This window comes from Kitasatospora cineracea (assembly GCF_003751605.1).
Lineage (GTDB): Bacteria > Actinomycetota > Actinomycetes > Streptomycetales > Streptomycetaceae > Kitasatospora > Kitasatospora cineracea.
On record NZ_RJVJ01000001.1, the window covers coordinates 1069879 to 1086917 of the forward strand.

At 74.8% G+C, this 17039-nt stretch carries 18 protein-coding genes; 16 read left to right on the plus strand and 2 right to left on the minus strand.

Annotated elements, in window-relative coordinates; all coding sequences use genetic code 11:
• Positions 1 to 102 precede the first annotated feature (102 nt).
• The 10 genes from EDD39_RS04720 (at position 103) to EDD39_RS04760 (ending at position 8478) form a co-directional block, all read left to right on the plus strand.
• Positions 103 to 1365 (plus strand): sensor histidine kinase, encoded by a 1263-nt coding sequence (locus EDD39_RS04720; protein ID WP_148089385.1) that lies wholly within the window; start codon positions 103 to 105, stop codon positions 1363 to 1365.
• A complete protein-coding gene (locus EDD39_RS04725; protein WP_030463499.1) occupies positions 1349 to 1759 on the plus strand; it encodes a roadblock/LC7 domain-containing protein in 411 nt (136 codons plus the stop codon). The genes EDD39_RS04720 and EDD39_RS04725 overlap by 17 nt, the downstream gene beginning before the upstream one ends.
• Positions 1756 to 2100 carry a DUF742 domain-containing protein gene (locus EDD39_RS04730; protein WP_030463500.1) on the plus strand — a complete coding sequence of 115 codons (345 nt, stop codon included), beginning with the start codon at positions 1756 to 1758 and terminating at the stop codon, positions 2098 to 2100. Before EDD39_RS04725 ends, EDD39_RS04730 begins: the two co-directional genes overlap by 4 nt.
• On the plus strand, positions 2078 to 2674 hold the full coding sequence (locus EDD39_RS04735; RefSeq protein WP_123553546.1) for a GTP-binding protein: 597 nt from the start codon (positions 2078 to 2080) through the stop codon (positions 2672 to 2674). The genes EDD39_RS04730 and EDD39_RS04735 overlap by 23 nt, the downstream gene beginning before the upstream one ends.
• A complete protein-coding gene (locus tag EDD39_RS40605; protein ID WP_244256601.1) occupies positions 2671 to 4083 on the plus strand; it encodes a cytochrome P450 in 1413 nt (470 codons plus the stop codon). The genes EDD39_RS04735 and EDD39_RS40605 overlap by 4 nt, the downstream gene beginning before the upstream one ends.
• Positions 4080 to 5168, plus strand: coding sequence for a cytochrome P450 family protein (locus tag EDD39_RS04740; RefSeq protein ID WP_244256603.1), 1089 nt, complete (start codon positions 4080 to 4082; stop codon positions 5166 to 5168). The genes EDD39_RS40605 and EDD39_RS04740 overlap by 4 nt, the downstream gene beginning before the upstream one ends.
• A gap of 119 nt (positions 5169 to 5287) precedes the next feature.
• Positions 5288 to 5545 carry a hypothetical protein gene (locus EDD39_RS04745; RefSeq protein ID WP_123553551.1) on the plus strand — a complete coding sequence of 86 codons (258 nt, stop codon included), beginning with the start codon at positions 5288 to 5290 and terminating at the stop codon, positions 5543 to 5545.
• A 102-nt stretch (positions 5546 to 5647) separates the two neighbouring features.
• Positions 5648 to 7381: a pyruvate dehydrogenase gene (locus EDD39_RS04750; RefSeq protein ID WP_279633955.1), complete on the plus strand. Its 1734-nt coding sequence runs from the start codon at positions 5648 to 5650 to the stop codon at positions 7379 to 7381.
• Positions 7382 to 7639: 258 nt separating this feature from the next.
• Positions 7640 to 8245, plus strand: a complete 606-nt coding sequence (locus EDD39_RS04755) for a helix-turn-helix domain-containing protein (RefSeq protein WP_123553553.1) — start codon at positions 7640 to 7642, stop codon at positions 8243 to 8245.
• 41 nt (positions 8246 to 8286) lie between these two features.
• Positions 8287 to 8478, plus strand: coding sequence for a DUF6126 family protein (locus EDD39_RS04760; RefSeq protein WP_030460333.1), 192 nt, complete (start codon positions 8287 to 8289; stop codon positions 8476 to 8478).
• Here the strand turns inward: EDD39_RS04760 and pdxR are convergent.
• A complete protein-coding gene (gene pdxR, locus EDD39_RS04765; RefSeq protein ID WP_123553554.1) occupies positions 8466 to 9896 on the minus strand; it encodes a MocR-like pyridoxine biosynthesis transcription factor PdxR in 1431 nt (476 codons plus the stop codon). The two genes, EDD39_RS04760 and pdxR, sit on opposite strands and share 13 nt — an antisense overlap.
• A gap of 49 nt (positions 9897 to 9945) precedes the next feature.
• Here pdxR and EDD39_RS04770 point away from each other — a divergent pair, with 49 nt between their 5' ends.
• From EDD39_RS04770 to EDD39_RS04795, 6 genes are all read left to right on the plus strand, one after another.
• A complete protein-coding gene (locus EDD39_RS04770; RefSeq protein WP_123553556.1) occupies positions 9946 to 10413 on the plus strand; it encodes a carboxymuconolactone decarboxylase family protein in 468 nt (155 codons plus the stop codon).
• A 49-nt stretch (positions 10414 to 10462) separates the two neighbouring features.
• Positions 10463 to 11080: an SDR family oxidoreductase gene (locus EDD39_RS04775; RefSeq protein ID WP_123553558.1), complete on the plus strand. Its 618-nt coding sequence runs from the start codon at positions 10463 to 10465 to the stop codon at positions 11078 to 11080.
• 55 nt (positions 11081 to 11135) lie between these two features.
• Complete coding sequence (locus tag EDD39_RS04780) at positions 11136 to 11603, plus strand: SRPBCC family protein (RefSeq protein WP_123553560.1); 468 nt, start codon at positions 11136 to 11138, stop codon at positions 11601 to 11603.
• 76 nt (positions 11604 to 11679) lie between these two features.
• The gene (locus EDD39_RS04785; protein WP_123553562.1) at positions 11680 to 12426 is read left to right on the plus strand and encodes an HAD family hydrolase; all 747 of its coding nucleotides are present in this window, start codon (positions 11680 to 11682) and stop codon (positions 12424 to 12426) included.
• Complete coding sequence (locus tag EDD39_RS04790; protein WP_123553564.1) at positions 12423 to 14825, plus strand: glycoside hydrolase family 65 protein; 2403 nt, start codon at positions 12423 to 12425, stop codon at positions 14823 to 14825. Before EDD39_RS04785 ends, EDD39_RS04790 begins: the two co-directional genes overlap by 4 nt.
• 264 nt (positions 14826 to 15089) lie before the next feature.
• Positions 15090 to 16265, plus strand: coding sequence for a S53 family peptidase (locus tag EDD39_RS04795; RefSeq protein WP_123553566.1), 1176 nt, complete (start codon positions 15090 to 15092; stop codon positions 16263 to 16265).
• Between the two features lie 220 nt (positions 16266 to 16485).
• Here EDD39_RS04795 and EDD39_RS04800 read toward each other — a convergent pair whose 3' ends face one another.
• Positions 16486 to 17031 (minus strand): GNAT family N-acetyltransferase, encoded by a 546-nt coding sequence (locus EDD39_RS04800; RefSeq protein WP_123553569.1) that lies wholly within the window; start codon positions 17029 to 17031, stop codon positions 16486 to 16488.
• Positions 17032 to 17039: the final 8 nt, after the last annotated feature.

A 17039-nucleotide genomic window follows, 5' to 3' on the forward strand; every position in this document is an offset into this window, starting at 1 on the left:
CGTCGACCCGTCCCGCCCGGCTTGTCCGAAATTGACGGAATCTGAACAGCCGAAGTTGGAACCGTTCATACGCAAGTAGTAACACCACCATAAACTCCGCGTGTGACGACCACTCAATGGTGCCTGGCAGCAACCGCCTTGCTCGCCCTCTCCAGCCTCGCGGCCGCTGCCCGCTCCCGTGCCGTCACCCGGGCGCTGCGCTCCCGGCTGGCCCGGAGCGAGGGCGAACTCGCGGACGTCCGGGCCAGGTTGGCCGCCGAACTGGCCGACCGCCGGGCCGGGGCCGAGGCCGCCCTGCAGGAGCAGGAGATGAACGCGGCGACCCGCCGGGCCTTCCTCAACGTGGCCCGCCGGATCCTGGTGATGGCGCACGACCAGCAGGCCGGACTGGACGAGATGGAGCGCACCCACGACGACCCGGTGCTGCTCGACGGCCTGCTGCGGGCCGACCACGCCGCCGCCCAGCAGGCCCGCCTGGCCCAGACCCTGGCCGTGCTCTGCGGCTCCCGGGCCGGCCGGACCTGGCCCGAGCCCGTCCCGCTGGAGGACGTGGTGCGCGGCGCCCAGGGCCGGATCCTGCCGTTCCAGCGGGTGGTCGTGCACAACCGGGTGGACACCGCGGTGCTCGGCGCGGCCGCCGAGGCGCTGATCCACGCGGTGGCCGAGCTGCTGGACAACGCCACCCGCTACTCGCCGCCCAGCTCGCAGGTGTACGTGACGCTGATGCCGGTGCACAACGGCGCGGTGATCGAGATCGACGACTGCGGCGTCGGGATGACCGACGTGACGGTCACCAAGGCCGCCGCCGCCCTGGCCGGCGGCGGCTCGCTGGAGGTCTCCCGGATCGGCGAGGTCCCGCAGCTGGGCCTGGCCGCCGTCGGCCGGCTCGCCCAGCAGTACGGCTTCCGGGTCACCGTGCACTCCACGCCGTCCCCGTACGGCGGCGTGCGGGTGGTGGTGCTGCTGCCGCACGCGCTGCTCACCGACCCGCTGCCGAGCGGCCTGCCCGGCACCGTCCGACCGCCCGCCGCCGCCGCCGAGCCGCAGCCCCGGGCGGCCGACCCGCTGCCCGTCCGCCCGGTCACCCCCCGGACCGCGGCGGCCCAGCGCCCCGCGGTGCCGCCGCAGGGCGGGGCGCTGCCCCGCCGCACCAACCGCCGGGGCAGCGCCCCGCGCGACCCGTTCCCCGCGGAACCGGCGGTGTCGCCGCGCTCCGCACGCGAGGCCCAGGCCTTCATGTCGCTGTTCCAGAGCGGCACCGCGGACGGCCGCCTCGCCGCCCAGCAGGACCGGCGGTCCGGCGCGGACCGCCCCGACGTATTCCCCGCTTCCCCCCAGGGAGACTCCCATGACGACCAACCCTGATCTCGGCTGGCTGCTGGCCGACATCGTCTCGGTACCGGAGGTCCGGCACGCCCTCGTGGTGTCCAACGACGGACTGGAGATCGGCCGCAGCGCGCAGATCGACCGGGACGACGCCGAGCGGCTGGCCGCCGCCTGCTCCGGGCTGCAGTCGCTGTCCCGGGGGGTGGCGACCGGCTTCGGCGACGGCAGCACCCGGCAGATCGTCATCGAGTACGGCGGCGGCTACCTGTTCGTGGTCGCCGCCGGGGCCGGCGCGCACCTCGCGGTGGTCACCGGGGAGACGGTGGACGCGGGCCTGGTCGCCTACCAGATGCAGATGCTGGTCGGGCGGATCGGCGAGCACCTGACGGCCGCGCCCCGGCAGGAGACCACCGCCGCCGGGGACCTCCGGTGAGCCGCGGACCGGTACGCCCGTACGTCATCACCGGCGGGCGCAGCCGGGCCGGACGGAACGTGCTGGAGTTCGAGAGCCTGGTGCGGACCGTGTCGGGGGTCGCGGTCGATCCGATGGTGGTGAACCGGGAGCAGCTGGAGATCCTGGAGATCTGCCGGGAGCTGCTGTCGATCGCCGAGGTGGCAGCCCACCTCGGCCTGCCGATCAGCGTGCTGAAGGTGCTGGTGGGCGACCTGTGGGAACTGGGCGCGGTCCAGGTGCTGCCGCCCGCACGGCCGGCCGAGCGGGCACCGCTCGCCCTGATCGAGGAGGTGCTGGTTGGTCTCCGTCAGCTCCGTTGAGCCCGCCTACCTGCCGCCCAGCGTGCAGGGCGCGGTGAAGATCCTGGTCACCGGGCCGTTCGGGGTGGGCAAGACCACCCTGGTCGGGGCGCTGAGCGAGATCGACCCGCTGCGCACCGAGGAGACGATGACCGCGGCCGGCGAGGACGTGGACGACCTGACCGGGCGCCCGCACAAGTCGACCACCACGGTGGCGCTGGACTTCGGCCGGATCACGCTCAGCGGCCGGCTCGCGCTGTACCTGTTCGGCACGCCCGGGCAGCAGCGGTTCTGGCCGCTGTGGGAGGACCTGTCGCGCGGGGCGCTGGGCGCGATCGCGCTGGTCGACTCGCGGCGGATCGAGGAGTCCTTCGACGTGCTCGGGCTGCTGGAGGAGCAGCGCATCCCGTTCGCGGTGGCGGTCAACCTGTTCCCGGACACCCCGCCGTACCCGGAGGAGGAACTGCGGGCGGCGCTCGACCTGCTGCCCGGCGTGCCGATCCTGACCTGCGACGTCCGCGACGAGGGCGCCGCGCACCGCCTGCTGATCGATTTCGTCGACCACCTGCGGGTCGGCGCCCTGGAGCTGTCATGACCGTTCCCGAACACCTGGCGGCCGCCGGCTGTCCCTACACCGGCCGCCCGGCCGGTGCCCCGCTGTACGGCTCGGCGCTCGCCGCCGACCCGCACGGCCTGTACGCCCGGCTGCGCGCCGAGCACGGCCCGGTCGCACCGATCGAGCTGGAGCCCGGGGTGGAGGCGTGGCTGGTCATCGGGTACCAGGAGATGCTCGAACTGACCCGCAACGAGCAGCAGTTCTCCAAGGACTCGCGGGGCTGGCGGGTGCCCCGGGAGGGCCGGCTGCGCCCGGACTCGCACCTGGTGCCGATGACCACCTGGCGACCCACCCTGCAGAGCGCGGACGGCGCCGAGCACCAGCGGCTGAGCACCGCGGTCGGCGACACGCTGGCCCGGATCGACCACAAGCGGCTGCGGGAGACCACCGAGGCCGCCGCGATGGCGCTGATCGAGAGCTGGGGGCCGGACGGCACCGCCGACCTGGTGGCCCAGTTCACCCGGCGGCTGCCGCTGCTGGTCTTCACCCAGCTGCTGGACCTGCCCGAGGAGGACGGTCCGCCGCTGCTGGAGCTGATCACCGGGGTGGTGGACAGCACCGCCGACTCGCAGCGCTCGGCCGCCGCGCTGGCCGGGCTGCTGGCCTCGCTGGTGCGGCGGCGGCGCGAGCAGCCCGGCGACGACCTGACCTCCTGGCTGCTGACCCACCCGGTCGGGCTGACCGACGAGGAGGTGGTGCACCACCTGGTGGTGCTGCTGGTGGCGGGCAACGAGCCGACCATCAACTGGATCGGCAACACGGTCCGGCTGCTGCTGACCGACCGCCGCTTCCGCACCAGCCTGACCGGCGGCCGGGCGACCGTCGCGGACGCCCTGGACGAGGTGCTGTGGCGCGACCCGCCGGTGCAGAACTTCCCCGGCCGGTGGGCCACCTCGGACACCGTGCTGGGCGGCCAGTACATCAGCGCGGGCGACCTGCTGGTGCTCGGCCTGGCCGGGGCCAACGACGACCCGTCGGCGCACGGCCCGGACGGCCTCAGCGGCAACCGGGCCCACCTGGCCTGGGGCGCGGGCCGGCACGTCTGCCCGGCCAAGGACCCGGCCCGGCTGGTCGTGGAGACCGCGATCGAGACCCTGCTGCACTGCCTGCCGGATCTCCAGCTCGCCGTCCCCGCCCACGAGTTGACCTGGCGTCCGTCGCCCTGGTCGCGCGCCCTGACCAGCCTGCCGGTGCTGTACAGCGCCTTCACCCCGCCCCGCTCCGCCCCGCCCGAGAGGACCGCATGGACACCGCAGCCGCAGACCGGGTCTGCCCCTACAGACTCGACCCCGCCGGGGCCGACCAGCACGCCGAGAACCGCCGGCTCCGCGCTCTCGGACCTGCGACGCAGGTTGAGCTCCCTGGTGGGGTGGTGGTCTGGGCGGTGACCGGCCACGACGCCCTGCAGCAGCTGCTGGCCGACCCCCGGGTCGGCAAGGGCGTCGAGCACTGGTCGCTGTACCGGGAGGGCCGGCTGCCGGAGGGCTGGCCGCTGCTGACCTTCGTCACCGTCCCCGGGATGACCACCTCCGACGGCGCCGACCACCGCCGGCTGCGCGCGCTGTCCGCCCAGGCGCTCACCCCGCGCCGGATCGCCGAGCTGGCCCCCGCCGTCGAGCGGCGGGTCGCCGAGCTGCTGGACGGCCTGGCCGCCGCGGAGGACCCGGTGACCGGGGTGGACCTGCGCAGCCGGTTCGCCTACCCGCTGCCGATGCACGTCATCGGCCGGCTGCTGGGCCTGACCCCGGAGCAGCAGGACCGGCTGCACGAGCTGTCCGACGTCGTGGTCAGCTCCTCCGCGGCGCCCGGCGCCGGCGCCGCGGCCGCCCGCGACATCGGGGCGCTGCTGGCCGGGGTCGCCGCCGCGAAGCGGGCCGCGCCCGCCGACGACCTGACCAGCGCGCTGATCGCCGCCCGCGAGGACCAGGACCGCCTCACCGAGCCCGAGTTGATCGGCATCCTGCTGCAGCTGGTGGTGGCGGGCCACGAGACCACCCTCAACCTGATCTGCAACGCGGTGCACGCCCTGCTCACCCACCCCGAGCAGCTGCGGCTGGTGCGGGACGGCGCGGTGCCGTGGTCCGCGGTGGTCGAGGAGACGCTGCGCTGGAACTCCCCGGTCGGCCAGTTCCCGATGCGCTACGCGCTGGAGGACATCGACCTCGGCGGGGGCGTGGTGATCCGCAAGGGCGACGGGATGCTCGCCTCGTACGCGGCCGCCGGGCGCGACCCGGAGCACTGGGCGGACCCGGACCGCTTCGACCTGACCCGCTCCCCCGTCCGGCACCTCTCGCTCGGGCACGGGCCGCACTTCTGCATCGGCTCGGCGCTGGCCCGGCTGGAGGCGGAGACCGCGCTGCGCGAGCTGTTCGCCCGCTTCCCCGGACTGCGGCCGGCCGAGGGCGCGGACCCGCGGCCGATCCCCTCGTTCGTCAGCAACGGCATCAGCAGCCTGCACGTCCGGCTCGGCTGACGGGGCGTCGGCCGCCGGCCCCCGCCGGGTCGCTCCACGTGACCGGGCGGGGGCCGCTCCCGGCGACCGGGCGGGGGCGGCCACGTGACCGGGCGGGGGTCGGCCTCGTTGCACCTGCCATGAAGAAGCTCACCGCACTCGCCGTCCTCTCCGTGGCCGGGCTGGCGCTCGCCCAGGCTCCCGCCCAGGCCGCCCCGATCGCCTCGGCCGGCGGCCTCGGCCAGGCCCAGGGCCTGGACACCGGCTACCACGGCCCGCTGCCCTCCACCGCCGAACTGTGCCACCGCGACCTGGCCCAGTACCCGGTGGTCGGCCCGCTCACCGACTCCGCCACCGGCGCCTGCGAGGCCCTCGGCGCGACCGTCGACGGGCAGTAGCCACGCCCCGACCCTCGACGGTCAGGAGCCACACCCCGGACAGGCGAGCCGCTATGGTGCGAATGTCCGTTTCTTCCGTGGTTCCTGGCGTGAGGTGATCCCGTGGGCAGCGTGGCCGACCAGATGGTGGAAGTGCTCCAGCAGGCCGGGGTCGAACGCGTCTACGGGGTGGTCGGCGACAGCCTCAACCCGGTCGTCGACGCGATCCGCCGCGCCGAGGGCATCTCCTGGGTGCACGTCAGGAACGAGGAGGCCGGGGCGTTCGCGGCCGCCGCCGAGGCCGAGCTGACCGGGCGCCTGGCGGTCTGCGCGGGCAGCTGCGGCCCCGGCAACACCCACCTCGTCCAGGGCCTGTACGACGCCCAGCGCAGCGGGGTGCCCGTACTGGCCCTGGCCTCGCACATCCCGTCCGCGCAGATCGGCACCGGCTTCTTCCAGGAGACCCATCCCGAGCGGGTGTTCACCGACTGCAGCTCCTGGTGCGAGATGCTCTCCAACCCGGTCCAGCTGCCCCGGCTGCTGCGGGTCGGCATCCAGCACGCGCTCGGCTCCCCCGGCGTCTCGGTGCTGGTCTTCCCCGGCGACGTCGCCGCGCTCACCGCCCCCTCCCCCACCGGCCGCAGCAGCTTCCTCACCGAACAGGCCGTCGCCGCCCCGCCCTGGTCCCAGGTCCAGGCCCTCGCCGAGGCGCTCAACTCCGCCCGCACGGTGACCGTCTTCGCCGGCGCGGGCGTCCGCGGCGCGCACGAGGAGCTGATGCACCTCGCCGAGGTGCTGCACGCCCCGATCGGGCACTCGCTGCGCGGCAAGGAATGGGTGCAGTACGACAACCCCTACGACGTCGGGATGAGCGGCCTGCTCGGCTACGGCGCCTGCCACGAAGCCCTGCACGAAGCCGAGTTGGTGCTGCTGCTGGGCACCGACTTCCCGTACGACTCCTTCCTCCCGCAGGCCCGCACCGTCCAGGTCGACCACGACGCGACCCGGCTCGGCCGCCGCACCCCGCTCGAACTCGCCGTGCACGGCGACGTCGCCGCCACCCTGCGGGCCGTGCTGCCGCTGCTGGAGCGCAAGACCGACCGCCGCTTCCTGGACGGGCTGCTGGACCGGCACTGCAAGGCACTGGAGACGGTGGTCGGCGCGTACACCAGGGGCATCGAGAAGCACCGGCCGATCCACCCCGAGTACGTCGCCTCGGTCCTCGACGACGTCGCCGCCGAGGACGCCGTCTTCACCGTCGACACCGGCATGTGCAACGTCTGGGCCGCCCGCTACCTCACCCCCAACGGGCGCCGCCGGGTCATCGGCTCCTTCCTGCACGGCTCGATGGCCAACGCCCTGCCGCACGCGATCGGCGCCCAACTCGCCTTCCCCGGACGGCAGGTGGTCTCGATGTCCGGCGACGGCGGGATCGGCATGCTGCTCGGCGAACTGCTCACCGTGGCGAAGTACCGGCTGCCGGTGAAGACCGTGGTGTTCAACAACGGGGCGCTCGGCATGATCAAGCTGGAGATGCTGGTCTCCGGCTACCCGGAGGCCGAGATCGACAACGGGGACGTCGACTACGCGGCGATCGCCCGCGCCTGCGGCATCGCCGCGAAGCGGGTCACCGACCCGGCGAAGGTCCGCGAGGTCCTCGCCGACGCGCTGGAACGCCCCGGCCCCGCCCTGGTCGACGTCGTCACCGACCCCAACGCCCTCTCCATCCCCCCGCACATCACCGCCGCCCAGCTCAAGGGCTTCGCCCTGGCCGCCGGCCGCACCGTCCTGACCGGCGGCGTCGGCAAGATGATCGACCTGGCGCGCTCCAACCTCCGCAACATCCCGCGCCCCTGACGGGGGCCCCGGCGCAGGGGCAAGGCCCTGGCGGGCGGCCAGGGGAGAGGGGGCCGGAGGGGCCCTGGCGGGCGGCGGGGAGGGGAAGGAAACGAGCGGCCTCGCCGGGGCGGGGAAGACGGGGGGGAGGCCCTGGAGAGGGGCCGGTCGGCCCTGGTGGGGGTGGGGGTGGGGCGGGAGGATGGGGGTGCGGGAGAGGGGGTTTGCCTGTGGGGCAAGTTTGTTGCCTCTGGGGCAGGGAGGGTGTGGACTTGCCCCATGACGGACAGCCCTCTCGGTGAGGACCAGGAAGTCGCGGGCCTCGGTGCGCGGCTGCGGGAGCAGCGGGTCTCCAGTCGGTTGACGCTGGAGGTCGCGGCGTCCCGGGTCGGACTCTCGCCAGCTTACTTGTCGCGGTTGGAGACCGGGCGGCGGCAGCCTTCGCTGCCGGTGCTGCTGGGCCTGGCCCGGGCGTACGGGACGAGCGTGGCCGAGTTGCTCGGGGAGCAGCCGGGCGAGCCGGACCCGGTGATCCGGGGCGGGCGGATCGAGCCGGGGCGGGCCGGCGGCTGGGGGTACCGGCGGGCCGGTGCGCAGGGCCGGGCGATGCAGGCGCTGCGGGTGCACGTGCCGCCGGGCACGCAGGACGCGGTGGTGCGGGTGCACCCGGGCGAGGAGTGGCTGTACGTCACCGGGGGCCGGATGCGGCTGACCCTGGGCGACCGGGTCCACCTGCTGGACGAGGGCGACTCGGCGCACTTCGACTCGATGACCCCGCACGTGATCGCCGCGGACTCGGCGGCCGGTCTCGACCTGGTCTTCGTCCACACGCTGCTGCAGAGCCCCGGCGGCGACCTGTGCCTGGGCGACGCCCCGCGCATCTAGACCGTCACACCCCCGTCCGCCACCACCGTCAGGAGACCGCCATGGCCGACACCCCGAAGCCCGCCGCCCACGCCCCCGCCCACGCCCCCGTTCCGAAGTACGCCGAGACCATCGACGCGGGCTACCGGGCCTCGAACCGGGTGTGGATCCGGGTGTGGATCTACATCGTGTCGGGCCACGTCTTCGTGGCCTTCCTGTTCCTGCTGTTCTACGTGGGCAGTCACAAGGGCTGACCGAGCAGGGCGCACAGCGCGTCGAGGGCGGCCTCGAAGGCGTGCTCGGGCGGGGTGCCGTAGCCGATCACCAGCCCGGGGGGCCGGCCGGGCGCGGGGTCCGCGCCGGGGGCGAGGCTCCAGCCCAGGGTGTTCAGGGCGAGGCCGGACTGCCGGGCGCGGTGCAGGAGTTCGTCCTCGCCGGGGCTGTCGGCGGGGAGTTCCAGGACGGCGTGCAGGCCGGCGTTCAGGCCGGTGACCCGGACGTCCGGGGCGCGGGCGGCGAGCACCTCGACCAGCCGGTCGCGGCGGCGGCGCAGCAGGTGCCGGCTGCGCCGGACGTGCCGGTCGTAGCCGCCGGAGTCGATCAGTTCGGCCAGGGTGAGCTGTTCCAGGGCGCCGCTCTGCCCGTCGGCGAGGCGCTTGTGCCGGGCGACCGGCTCGACCAGGGCGGCGGGCAGCGCCAGCCAGGCCAGCCGCAGGCCGGGGGCGAGCGACTTGGCGGCGGTGCCCGCGTACACCACCCGTTCGGGGTCGAGGGCCTGCATCGCGCCGATCGCGTGCCGGTCGTAGCGGAACTCGCCGTCGTAGTCGTCCTCCAGCAGGTAGCCGCCGCTCTGCCGGGCCCAGTCGACGGCGGCGGCCCGCCGGGAGGCCCGCAGCGGGACGCCAGTGGGGAACTGGTGGGCGGGGGTGAGCACCGCCAACCCGGCCTCGGTGCGGTCGAGTTCGGCGGTGCGGGCGCCGCCCTCGTCCAGTGGGAGCGGGCGCAGGGCCAGGCCGCGGGCGGCGATCGCGGCGTGCTGCGGGGGCAGTCCGTACTCCTCCACGGCGACCTCGGTCAGGCCGTGTTCGCGCAGCGCGGCGCAGAGCAGGCCGAGGCCCTGCAGGTAGCCGGTGCAGACCAGCAGGTGCTCCGGGTCGGTGCGCACGCCGCGGGCCCGGGCCAGGTAGCCGGCCAGGGCGCGGCGCAGTTCGATCCGGCCGCGCGGGTCGCCGTAGCCGAACGCCTCGTGCGGGGCGGCGGCCAGGGCGCGGCGGGCGGCGGAGAGCCAGGCGGTGCGCGGGAAGCGGCTGAGGTCGGGCGAGCCGGGGCGCAGGTTGTGCACGGGCGCGGGCCGGGCGTGCAGGCCGGGCGGCGGCGCGGCGGGGGGCGGCTGCGGGCCGCGTTCGGCGACCACGGTGCCGGAGCCCTGGCGGGAGGCCAGCCAGCCCTCGGCGGCGAGTTGGGTGTACGCCTCGGCGACGGTGTTGCGGGCGATGCCGAGGTCGGCGGCGAGCGCCCGGGAGGACGGCAGCCGGGTGCCGGCGGTGAGCCGGCCGTCGCGGACGGCGGTGCGCAGCGCGTCCTCCAGGGCGGCGCGCAGGCCGAGGCCGCGGGTGCGTCCGGCGTCCAGGTCGAGGTGCAGGTCGCCGCCGAAAGTGGCCCAGGAATCCATCCCCCCAATGAACCACGCCGCCGGGCCACCGCCCGCCTACGGTGGCGGTATGACCGACGAATCCACCGTTCCCGCACCTGCTCCGCGCATCCTGCTGCACCGCAGCGCCCCCGAGTTCCACCGCGCCCTGCTGGAGGCCTCCCGGGCCGCCACGGCCGGCCTGGCCGACCCGGTGGTCACCGAACTGGTCAACCTGCGCGCCTCGCAGATCAACGGCTGCGCGTTCTGCCTGGACAAGCACGCGGCCGACGCCCGGGCGAAGGGCGAGCGCGAGCACCGCCTCGACACCCTGGCCGCGTGGCGGGAGACCCCGTACTTCACCGCCCGCGAGCGGGCCGCGCTGGCCCTCACCGAGTCGGTCACCCTGCTCGCCGACACGCACGTCCCGGACGAGGTGTTCGACGAGGCCGCCGAGCACTTCGCGGAGGCCGAACTGGCCCACCTGATCGGCCTGATCAGCGCGATCAACGCGCTCAACCGGGTCGGCGTGACCAGCCGGCTCACGCCGCGCCGGTAGCGCGCCCTGCGCGTGCCCGGGCCCGCGGGCCCGGGTAGCGTCGCGTTCCATGGACGTGGTGATCGCAGGTGGACACGGCAAGATCGCACTGCGGCTCTCGAAGCTGCTCTCCGAACGGGGGGACGCGGTGGCCGGGTTGATCCGGAACCCGGCCCAGGCCGGGGACCTCGCCGAGGCGGGGGCCCGGGCGGTGGTGTGCGACCTGGAGCGGGCCTCGGCGGAGGAGCTGGCCGGGCACCTGGCCGGGGCGGACGCGGTGGTGTTCGCGGCCGGGGCCGGGCCGGGCAGCGGGGCGGCCCGGAAGGAGACCGTGGACCGGGACGGGGCGGTGCTGCTCGCGGAAGCGGCCCGGCGGGCCGGGGTGCGACGGTACCTGCTGGTGTCCTCGATGGGGCTGGACCGGATCGGCGACCCGGAGGTCACCCCGGAGTTCGACGCCTACCTGCGGGCGAAGCAGGCCGCCGAGGAGGCGGTGAAGGAGCGCCCGCTGGACTGGACGGTGCTGCGCCCGGGCGGCCTGACCGACGCCCCCACCGAGCGGCACGCGCACCTCGCGCCGCCGCCGAACCGCTTCGGGCAGGTCTCCCGGGACGAGGTCGCGCACACCCTGGTGCGGCTGCTGGACGACCCGTCGACCGTCCACCAGACGCTCGAACTGACGACCTGAGCCGCGGTTGCCCGGCGCCGGGCCGGGCGGGATCGTGGGGGTTGAGGTGAGTGCGATGGCCGAGATCGCCCTGCAGGTCGACGTCGCGGCCTCCCGGGAGCGCCTGCTGGCGGCGCTGGACACCCGGGAGGGGCTGGCGTCCTGGTGGACCACCGAGGTGGACCGGGACGGCGAGGACCTGCTGTTCACGGTGCCGGACACCCCGCAGCCGTTCCGGCTGCGCCGGGAGCGGGCCGATCTGGAACGGGTGGCCTGGCGCAGCGTCGGGGTGTTCCCGCCGGCCTGGCAGGGCACCACGGTGACCTGGGACTTCTTCGACCACCCGGACGGTCCGCGGCAGTCGATGCTGCTGCTGCGCCACCTCGGCTGGGCGGCGGACACCGGCCCGGCCGTGCCGGTGGCGGCCGGCCGCTGGGCGGAGCTGGTGGTGCGGTTGAAGGACTACGCGCAGAGCGGCCGCCCGCAGCCGCTGTTCGTGCCGTCCGGCCACCCGCACCCGGGGGTGCACGCGCAGTCGGAGTGAGGGCGGGCGCCGGGTGCGACGCGCCGGTCCCGAGGATGACCGGCATGGAGCGGCGCGGACGGGTGAGACTGGCTGCATGTTGGGACTTCCGGACCGCATCAAGGCCTTCCTGTTCGACCTGGACGGGGTGTTGACCCAGACCGCGAAGGTGCACGCCGCAGCGTGGAAGGACATGTTCGACGACTTCCTGCGCGCCGAGGCGGCGCGCACCGGCGGGGCGTTCGTGCCGTTCGACCCGGTCGGCGAGTACGACCGGTACGTGGACGGGCGGCCCCGGCTGGACGGCACCCGGTCGTTCCTGGCCTCGCGCGGCATCGAGCTGCCGGAGGGGACGCCGGACGACCCGCCGGGCGCCCGGACGGTCAACGGCCTGTCGAGCGCGAAGAACGCGACGGTGCTGCGGATGATCCACGAGCAGGGCGTGCAGCCGTACCCCGGCTCGGTGGCGTACCTGCACCGGCTGCGCGAACTGGGGCTGCCGCGCGCGGTGGTGTCCTCCAGCGCGAACTGCCGGGACGTGCTGCGGGCCGCCGGGATCGACGACCTGTTCGAGGTGGTGGTGGACGGGATCACCGCGGCCCGCGACCACCTGGCGGGCAAGCCCGCGCCGGACACCTTCCTGGCGGCGGCGGCGCAGCTGGGGGTGGCCCCGGAGCACGCGGTGGTGTTCGAGGACGCGCTGGCGGGCGTCGCGGCCGGGCGGGCCGGCGGGTTCGGCGCGGTGGTCGGCGTGAACCGCACCGGGCAGGCCGACGCGCTGCGCGAGCACGGCGCGTCCGTCGTGGTGGACGACCTGTCGGAGTTGCTCGGGGAGCACCGATGAGCCCGTCCGAGGCGTTCACCGTCGACCCGTGGGGCATCACCGAGCACGGCCTGGACCTGCCCGGGCAGGCCCGCGCCGAGTCGGTGTTCGCGCTGTCCAACGGCCACATCGGGCTGCGCGGGAACCTGGACGAGGGCGAGCCGCACGGGCTGCCCGGCACCTACCTGAACGGCGTGTTCGAACTGCGGCCGCTGCCGTACGCGGAGAGCGGCTACGGGTTCCCGGAGTCCGGGCAGAGCGTCATCAACATCACCAACGGCAAGCTGATCCGGCTGCTGGTCGACGACGAGCCGTTCGACCTGCGCTACGGCGAACTGCGCAGCCACCGGCGGACGTTGGACTTCCGGGACGGCCTCCTGCGCCGGGAGGCCGAGTGGACCTCGCCGGCCGGGCGGACGGTGCGGGTCACCTCCGCGCGGATGGTGTCGCTGACCCAGCGGGCGGTGTGCGCCGTCGACTACACGGTGGAGGCCGTGGACGGGCCGGTGCGGATCGTGCTGCAGTCCGAGCTGGTCGCCAACGAGCAGCTGCCGGGCGGCGCGGGCGACGGCGACCCGCGGGCGGCGGCGGTGCTGGAGGCGCCGCTGGCGGCCGAGTTGCAGCACGCCGACGGCACCAAGGGCGTGCTGGTGCACCGCACCCGGTTCTCCGGGCTGCGGGTGGCCGCCGCGATGGACCACGTGATCGACGGGCCGGAGCGGATCGACACCACCGCCGAGTCCTCCGACGACCAGGCCCGGACCACCGCCACCACGGTGCTGAACGCCGGGCAGAAGCTGCGGCTGGTCAAGTACCTGGCGTACGGCTGGTCGGCGACCCGCTCGCTGCCCGCCGTCCGGGACCAGGTGGAGGCGGCGCTGACCGCCGCCCGGTACACCGGCTGGGACGGGCTGGTGAGCGAGCAGAAGGAGTACCTGGGCCGGTTCTGGAGCGACAACGACATCGAGCTGGAGGGCGACGTCGAACTCCAGCAGGCCGTCCGGTTCGCGCTGTTCCACGTCCTGCAGGCGGGCGCCCGCAGCGAGGAGCGGGCCATCCCCGCCAAGGGCCTGACCGGGCCCGGCTACGACGGGCACTCGTTCTGGGACACCGAGACCTTCGTGCTGCCGGTGCTCACCTACTGCCTGCCGGACGCGGTCAAGCAGGCGCTGCGCTGGCGGCACACCACGCTGCCGATGGCCCGCGAGCGGGCGGCCCAACTCGGCCTGGCCGGCGCGGTGTTCCCGTGGCGGACGATCCGCGGCGAGGAGTGCTCCGGGTACTGGCCGGCCGGCACCGCCGCGTTCCACATCGGCGCGGACATCGCGGCCGCCGCGGTGCGCTACGTCCGGGCCACCGGGGACACCGAGTTCGAGCGCACCCACGGCCTGGAGCTGCTGGTGGAGACCGCCCGGATGTGGCGCTCGCTCGGCCACCACGACGCCAAGGGCAACTTCCGGATCGAGGGCGTCACCGGCCCCGACGAGTACTCGGCGGTCGCCGACAACAACGTGTTCACCAACGTGATGGCGCAGGCCAACCTGTGGAACGCGGCGGATACCGCGCTGAAGTACCGGCACGAGTCCGGGCTGCTCGGGGTGGACACCGAGGAGGCCGCGGCCTGGCGCGACGCCGCCGACAAGATGTTCATCCCGTACGACGAGCAGATCGGCGTGCACCCGCAGGCCGACGGCTTCACCGACCACCAGATGTGGGACTTCGACACCACCCCGCCGGAGAAGTACCCGCTGCTGCTGCACTACCCGTACTTCGACCTGTACCGCAAACAGGTCGTCAAGCAGGCCGACCTGGTGCTCGCCATGCAGGTCCGCGGCGACGTGTTCACCCCCGAGCAGAAGGCCCGCAACTTCGCCTACTACGAGCGCCTCACCGTCCGCGACTCCTCGCTGTCCGCCTGCACCCAGGCCGTCATCGCCGCCGAGGTCGGACAGCTCGACCTCGCCTACGACTACACCGCCGAAGCCGCCCTGATGGACCTGCACGACCTCGGCGGCAACACCCGCGACGGCCTGCACATGGCCTCGCTGGCCGGCGCCTGCATCGCCCTGGTCGCCGGGTTCGGCGGGCTGCGCGACCACACCGAGCAGCTCTCCTTCCGACCCCGGCTGCCCGCCGGACTCCAGCGGCTGTGCTTCTCGATGAGCGTGCGCGAACACCTGCTGCGGGTCGACATCACCCACGCCACCACCACGTACACGCTGCGGCGCGGCAGCGTGCTGCCGGTCCTGCACGACGACGAACCGCTGCGGGTCGAGGCCGGGAAGAGCGTCAGCCGCCCCACCGCGAAGGTCGGCGACCCCGGCGAACGCCCCACCCAGCCGCCCGGCCGGGCCCCCTCCCGGCGGCACGGCCAGGCCGGCATCAAGGTCGGGTCGGTCGACCACCTGGCCGCCGAATAGTCGCTGCGCTCGGCGCGCGCCGGGTGCGCATCGGCGCCGGGCGCACGTCGGCGCGCGTCGGCGGCCGGTGCGCGTCGGCGCTCGGTGCGCGTCGGCGGTCGGTGCGCGTCGGCGGTCGGCGTTTCGGGTGTGCCCTCCCCCGGGCGGGTGACCGTACGTGTACCGATCTGTCGGTGCGTCAACACTCCCTGCACCCCCGTGAACCGGCGGGTGCGGGGAGTCCGTCTTCCGCCTCCGGTTCCGACCCCCCGAACGGAGGCCTCGTTGCGCCCCCTCGCGCTCACCGCCGCCCTGCTCACCGCACTCACCGCCACCGCCGCCACCGCACCCGCCGCGCCCGCCCACGCCGGGCCGCGCTGGGTGCACAGCTGCGCCGCCCCCGCCCGGGCCGACACCGCCTCCTGCGACGCGCTGCGCGTCATCGGCACCGCCGCGGCGGCGGGCGACGGCGGGTACGGGCCGGACGAACTCCGCGCCGCGTACGGGCTGCCCGCGGACGGCGGCGGCGACGCCGTCATCGCCGTCGTCGACGCCTACGACCACCCGCGCGCCGAAGCCGACCTCGGCGTCTACCGCGACCACTACGGGCTGCCCGCCTGCACCACCGACAGCGGCTGCTTCCGCAAGACCGACCAGCGCGGCGGCACCCGCCTCCCGCGCGGCAACACCGCCTGGGCCGGGGAGACCGCGCTCGACCTCGCCATGGTCTCCGCGGTCGCGCCGCGCGCCCGGATCCTGCTGGTCGAAGCCGACAGCGCCGCCGTCTCCGACCTCGGCACCGCCGTCAACACCGCGGTCGCGCTCGGCGCCCAGTACGTGTCGATCAGCTGGGGCACCACCGAGAACGCCAACGCGGCGACGTACGACAGCCGGTACTTCGACCACCCCGGCGTGGTGATCGCCGCCGCCTCCGGCGACGGCGGCTACGGCGTCAACTTCCCCGCCTCCTCCCCGCACGTGGTCGCCGTCGGCGGCACCACCCTGCGACCCGACGGCACCACCGCCCGCGGCTGGGACGAGACCGCCTGGTCCACCGGCCCCGACGAAGGCACCGCGAGCGGCTGCTCCGGCCGACTCCCCAAACCCGCCTGGCAGAGCGACACCGGCTGCGACCACCGCACCGTCGCCGACGTGGCCGCCGTCGCCGACCCCGCGACCGGCGTCGCCGTCTACCAGAGCTACGGCGGCAACGGCTGGTACACCTACGGCGGCACCTCCGCCGCCGCGCCCCTCGTCACCGCGACCTACGCCCTCGCCGGGCACCCCTCGGCCGGCAGCCGGCCCGCGTCCTTCCCGTACCGGCACCCGGAGGCGCTGCACGACATCACCTCCGGTGCGACGGCCTCCTGCGAACCGGCGTACCTGTGCACGGCGGGGGCGGGGTACGACGGACCGACGGGGCTCGGCAGCCCGGCGGGGGTGGGGGCGTTCCGGGAGTAGGGAGGCGGAGGCAGGAGGCGAAGGCAGGGGCGCGGGGAACTGCGCGCGGGGGGAGTCGCACGTCAGCGAGTTCGCGGGACAGTGCAAGCTCTCGTCCTGCTTCGCGATCTGGCTGTGCGTGCTCGGTTGGCCGCGCAGTTCCCCGCGCCCCTGTTTTCGCGATGTCCGGTGCGCAGCAGTTCGCTCCGCGCCCCTGTCTGCCGCCTTCGGCGTTACCCGGTCAGATGTCCTCCTGCCATTCGGTGCTGAGGACGCCCATCTGGACCTGGTCGTGCCAGCTGCCGGCGCGGAAGACGGCTTCGCGGCGGCGGCCCTCCTCGGTGAAGCCGGCTCGGCGGTAGGCGGCGAGGGCGCGGGTGTTGTAGCTGTTGACGGTGAGTTCGATGCGGTGGAGGCCGAGTTCGGCGAAGCCGTAGCGGATGGTGGTGCGCAGGACGTCGGTGCCGAGGCCGCGGTCCTGGTGGGGCGGGCCGATGATGATGGCGAGGGTGGCGCAGCGGTCCTTGGGGGTGGCGCCGTAGAGGGTGACGTGGCCGGCCAGGTCTCCGGTGTCGAGGGTTTCGACGGAGAGGCCGAGGTCGGTGCCGGTGTTCTGGCTCCAGGAGCGGAACATGTCGGCGAGCCGGGCCTCGGGCTGGGGGTGGACGGGGCCGGCCAGCTGCTGGATGGCGAGGCCGGGTTCGCGCCACCAGGAGGTGAGTTTGGGGAGGTCGGTCTCGCGGAGTTCCCGGAGCCGGACGAGTCTGCCGCTGAGCGGGTCGGTCATGCGGGGGT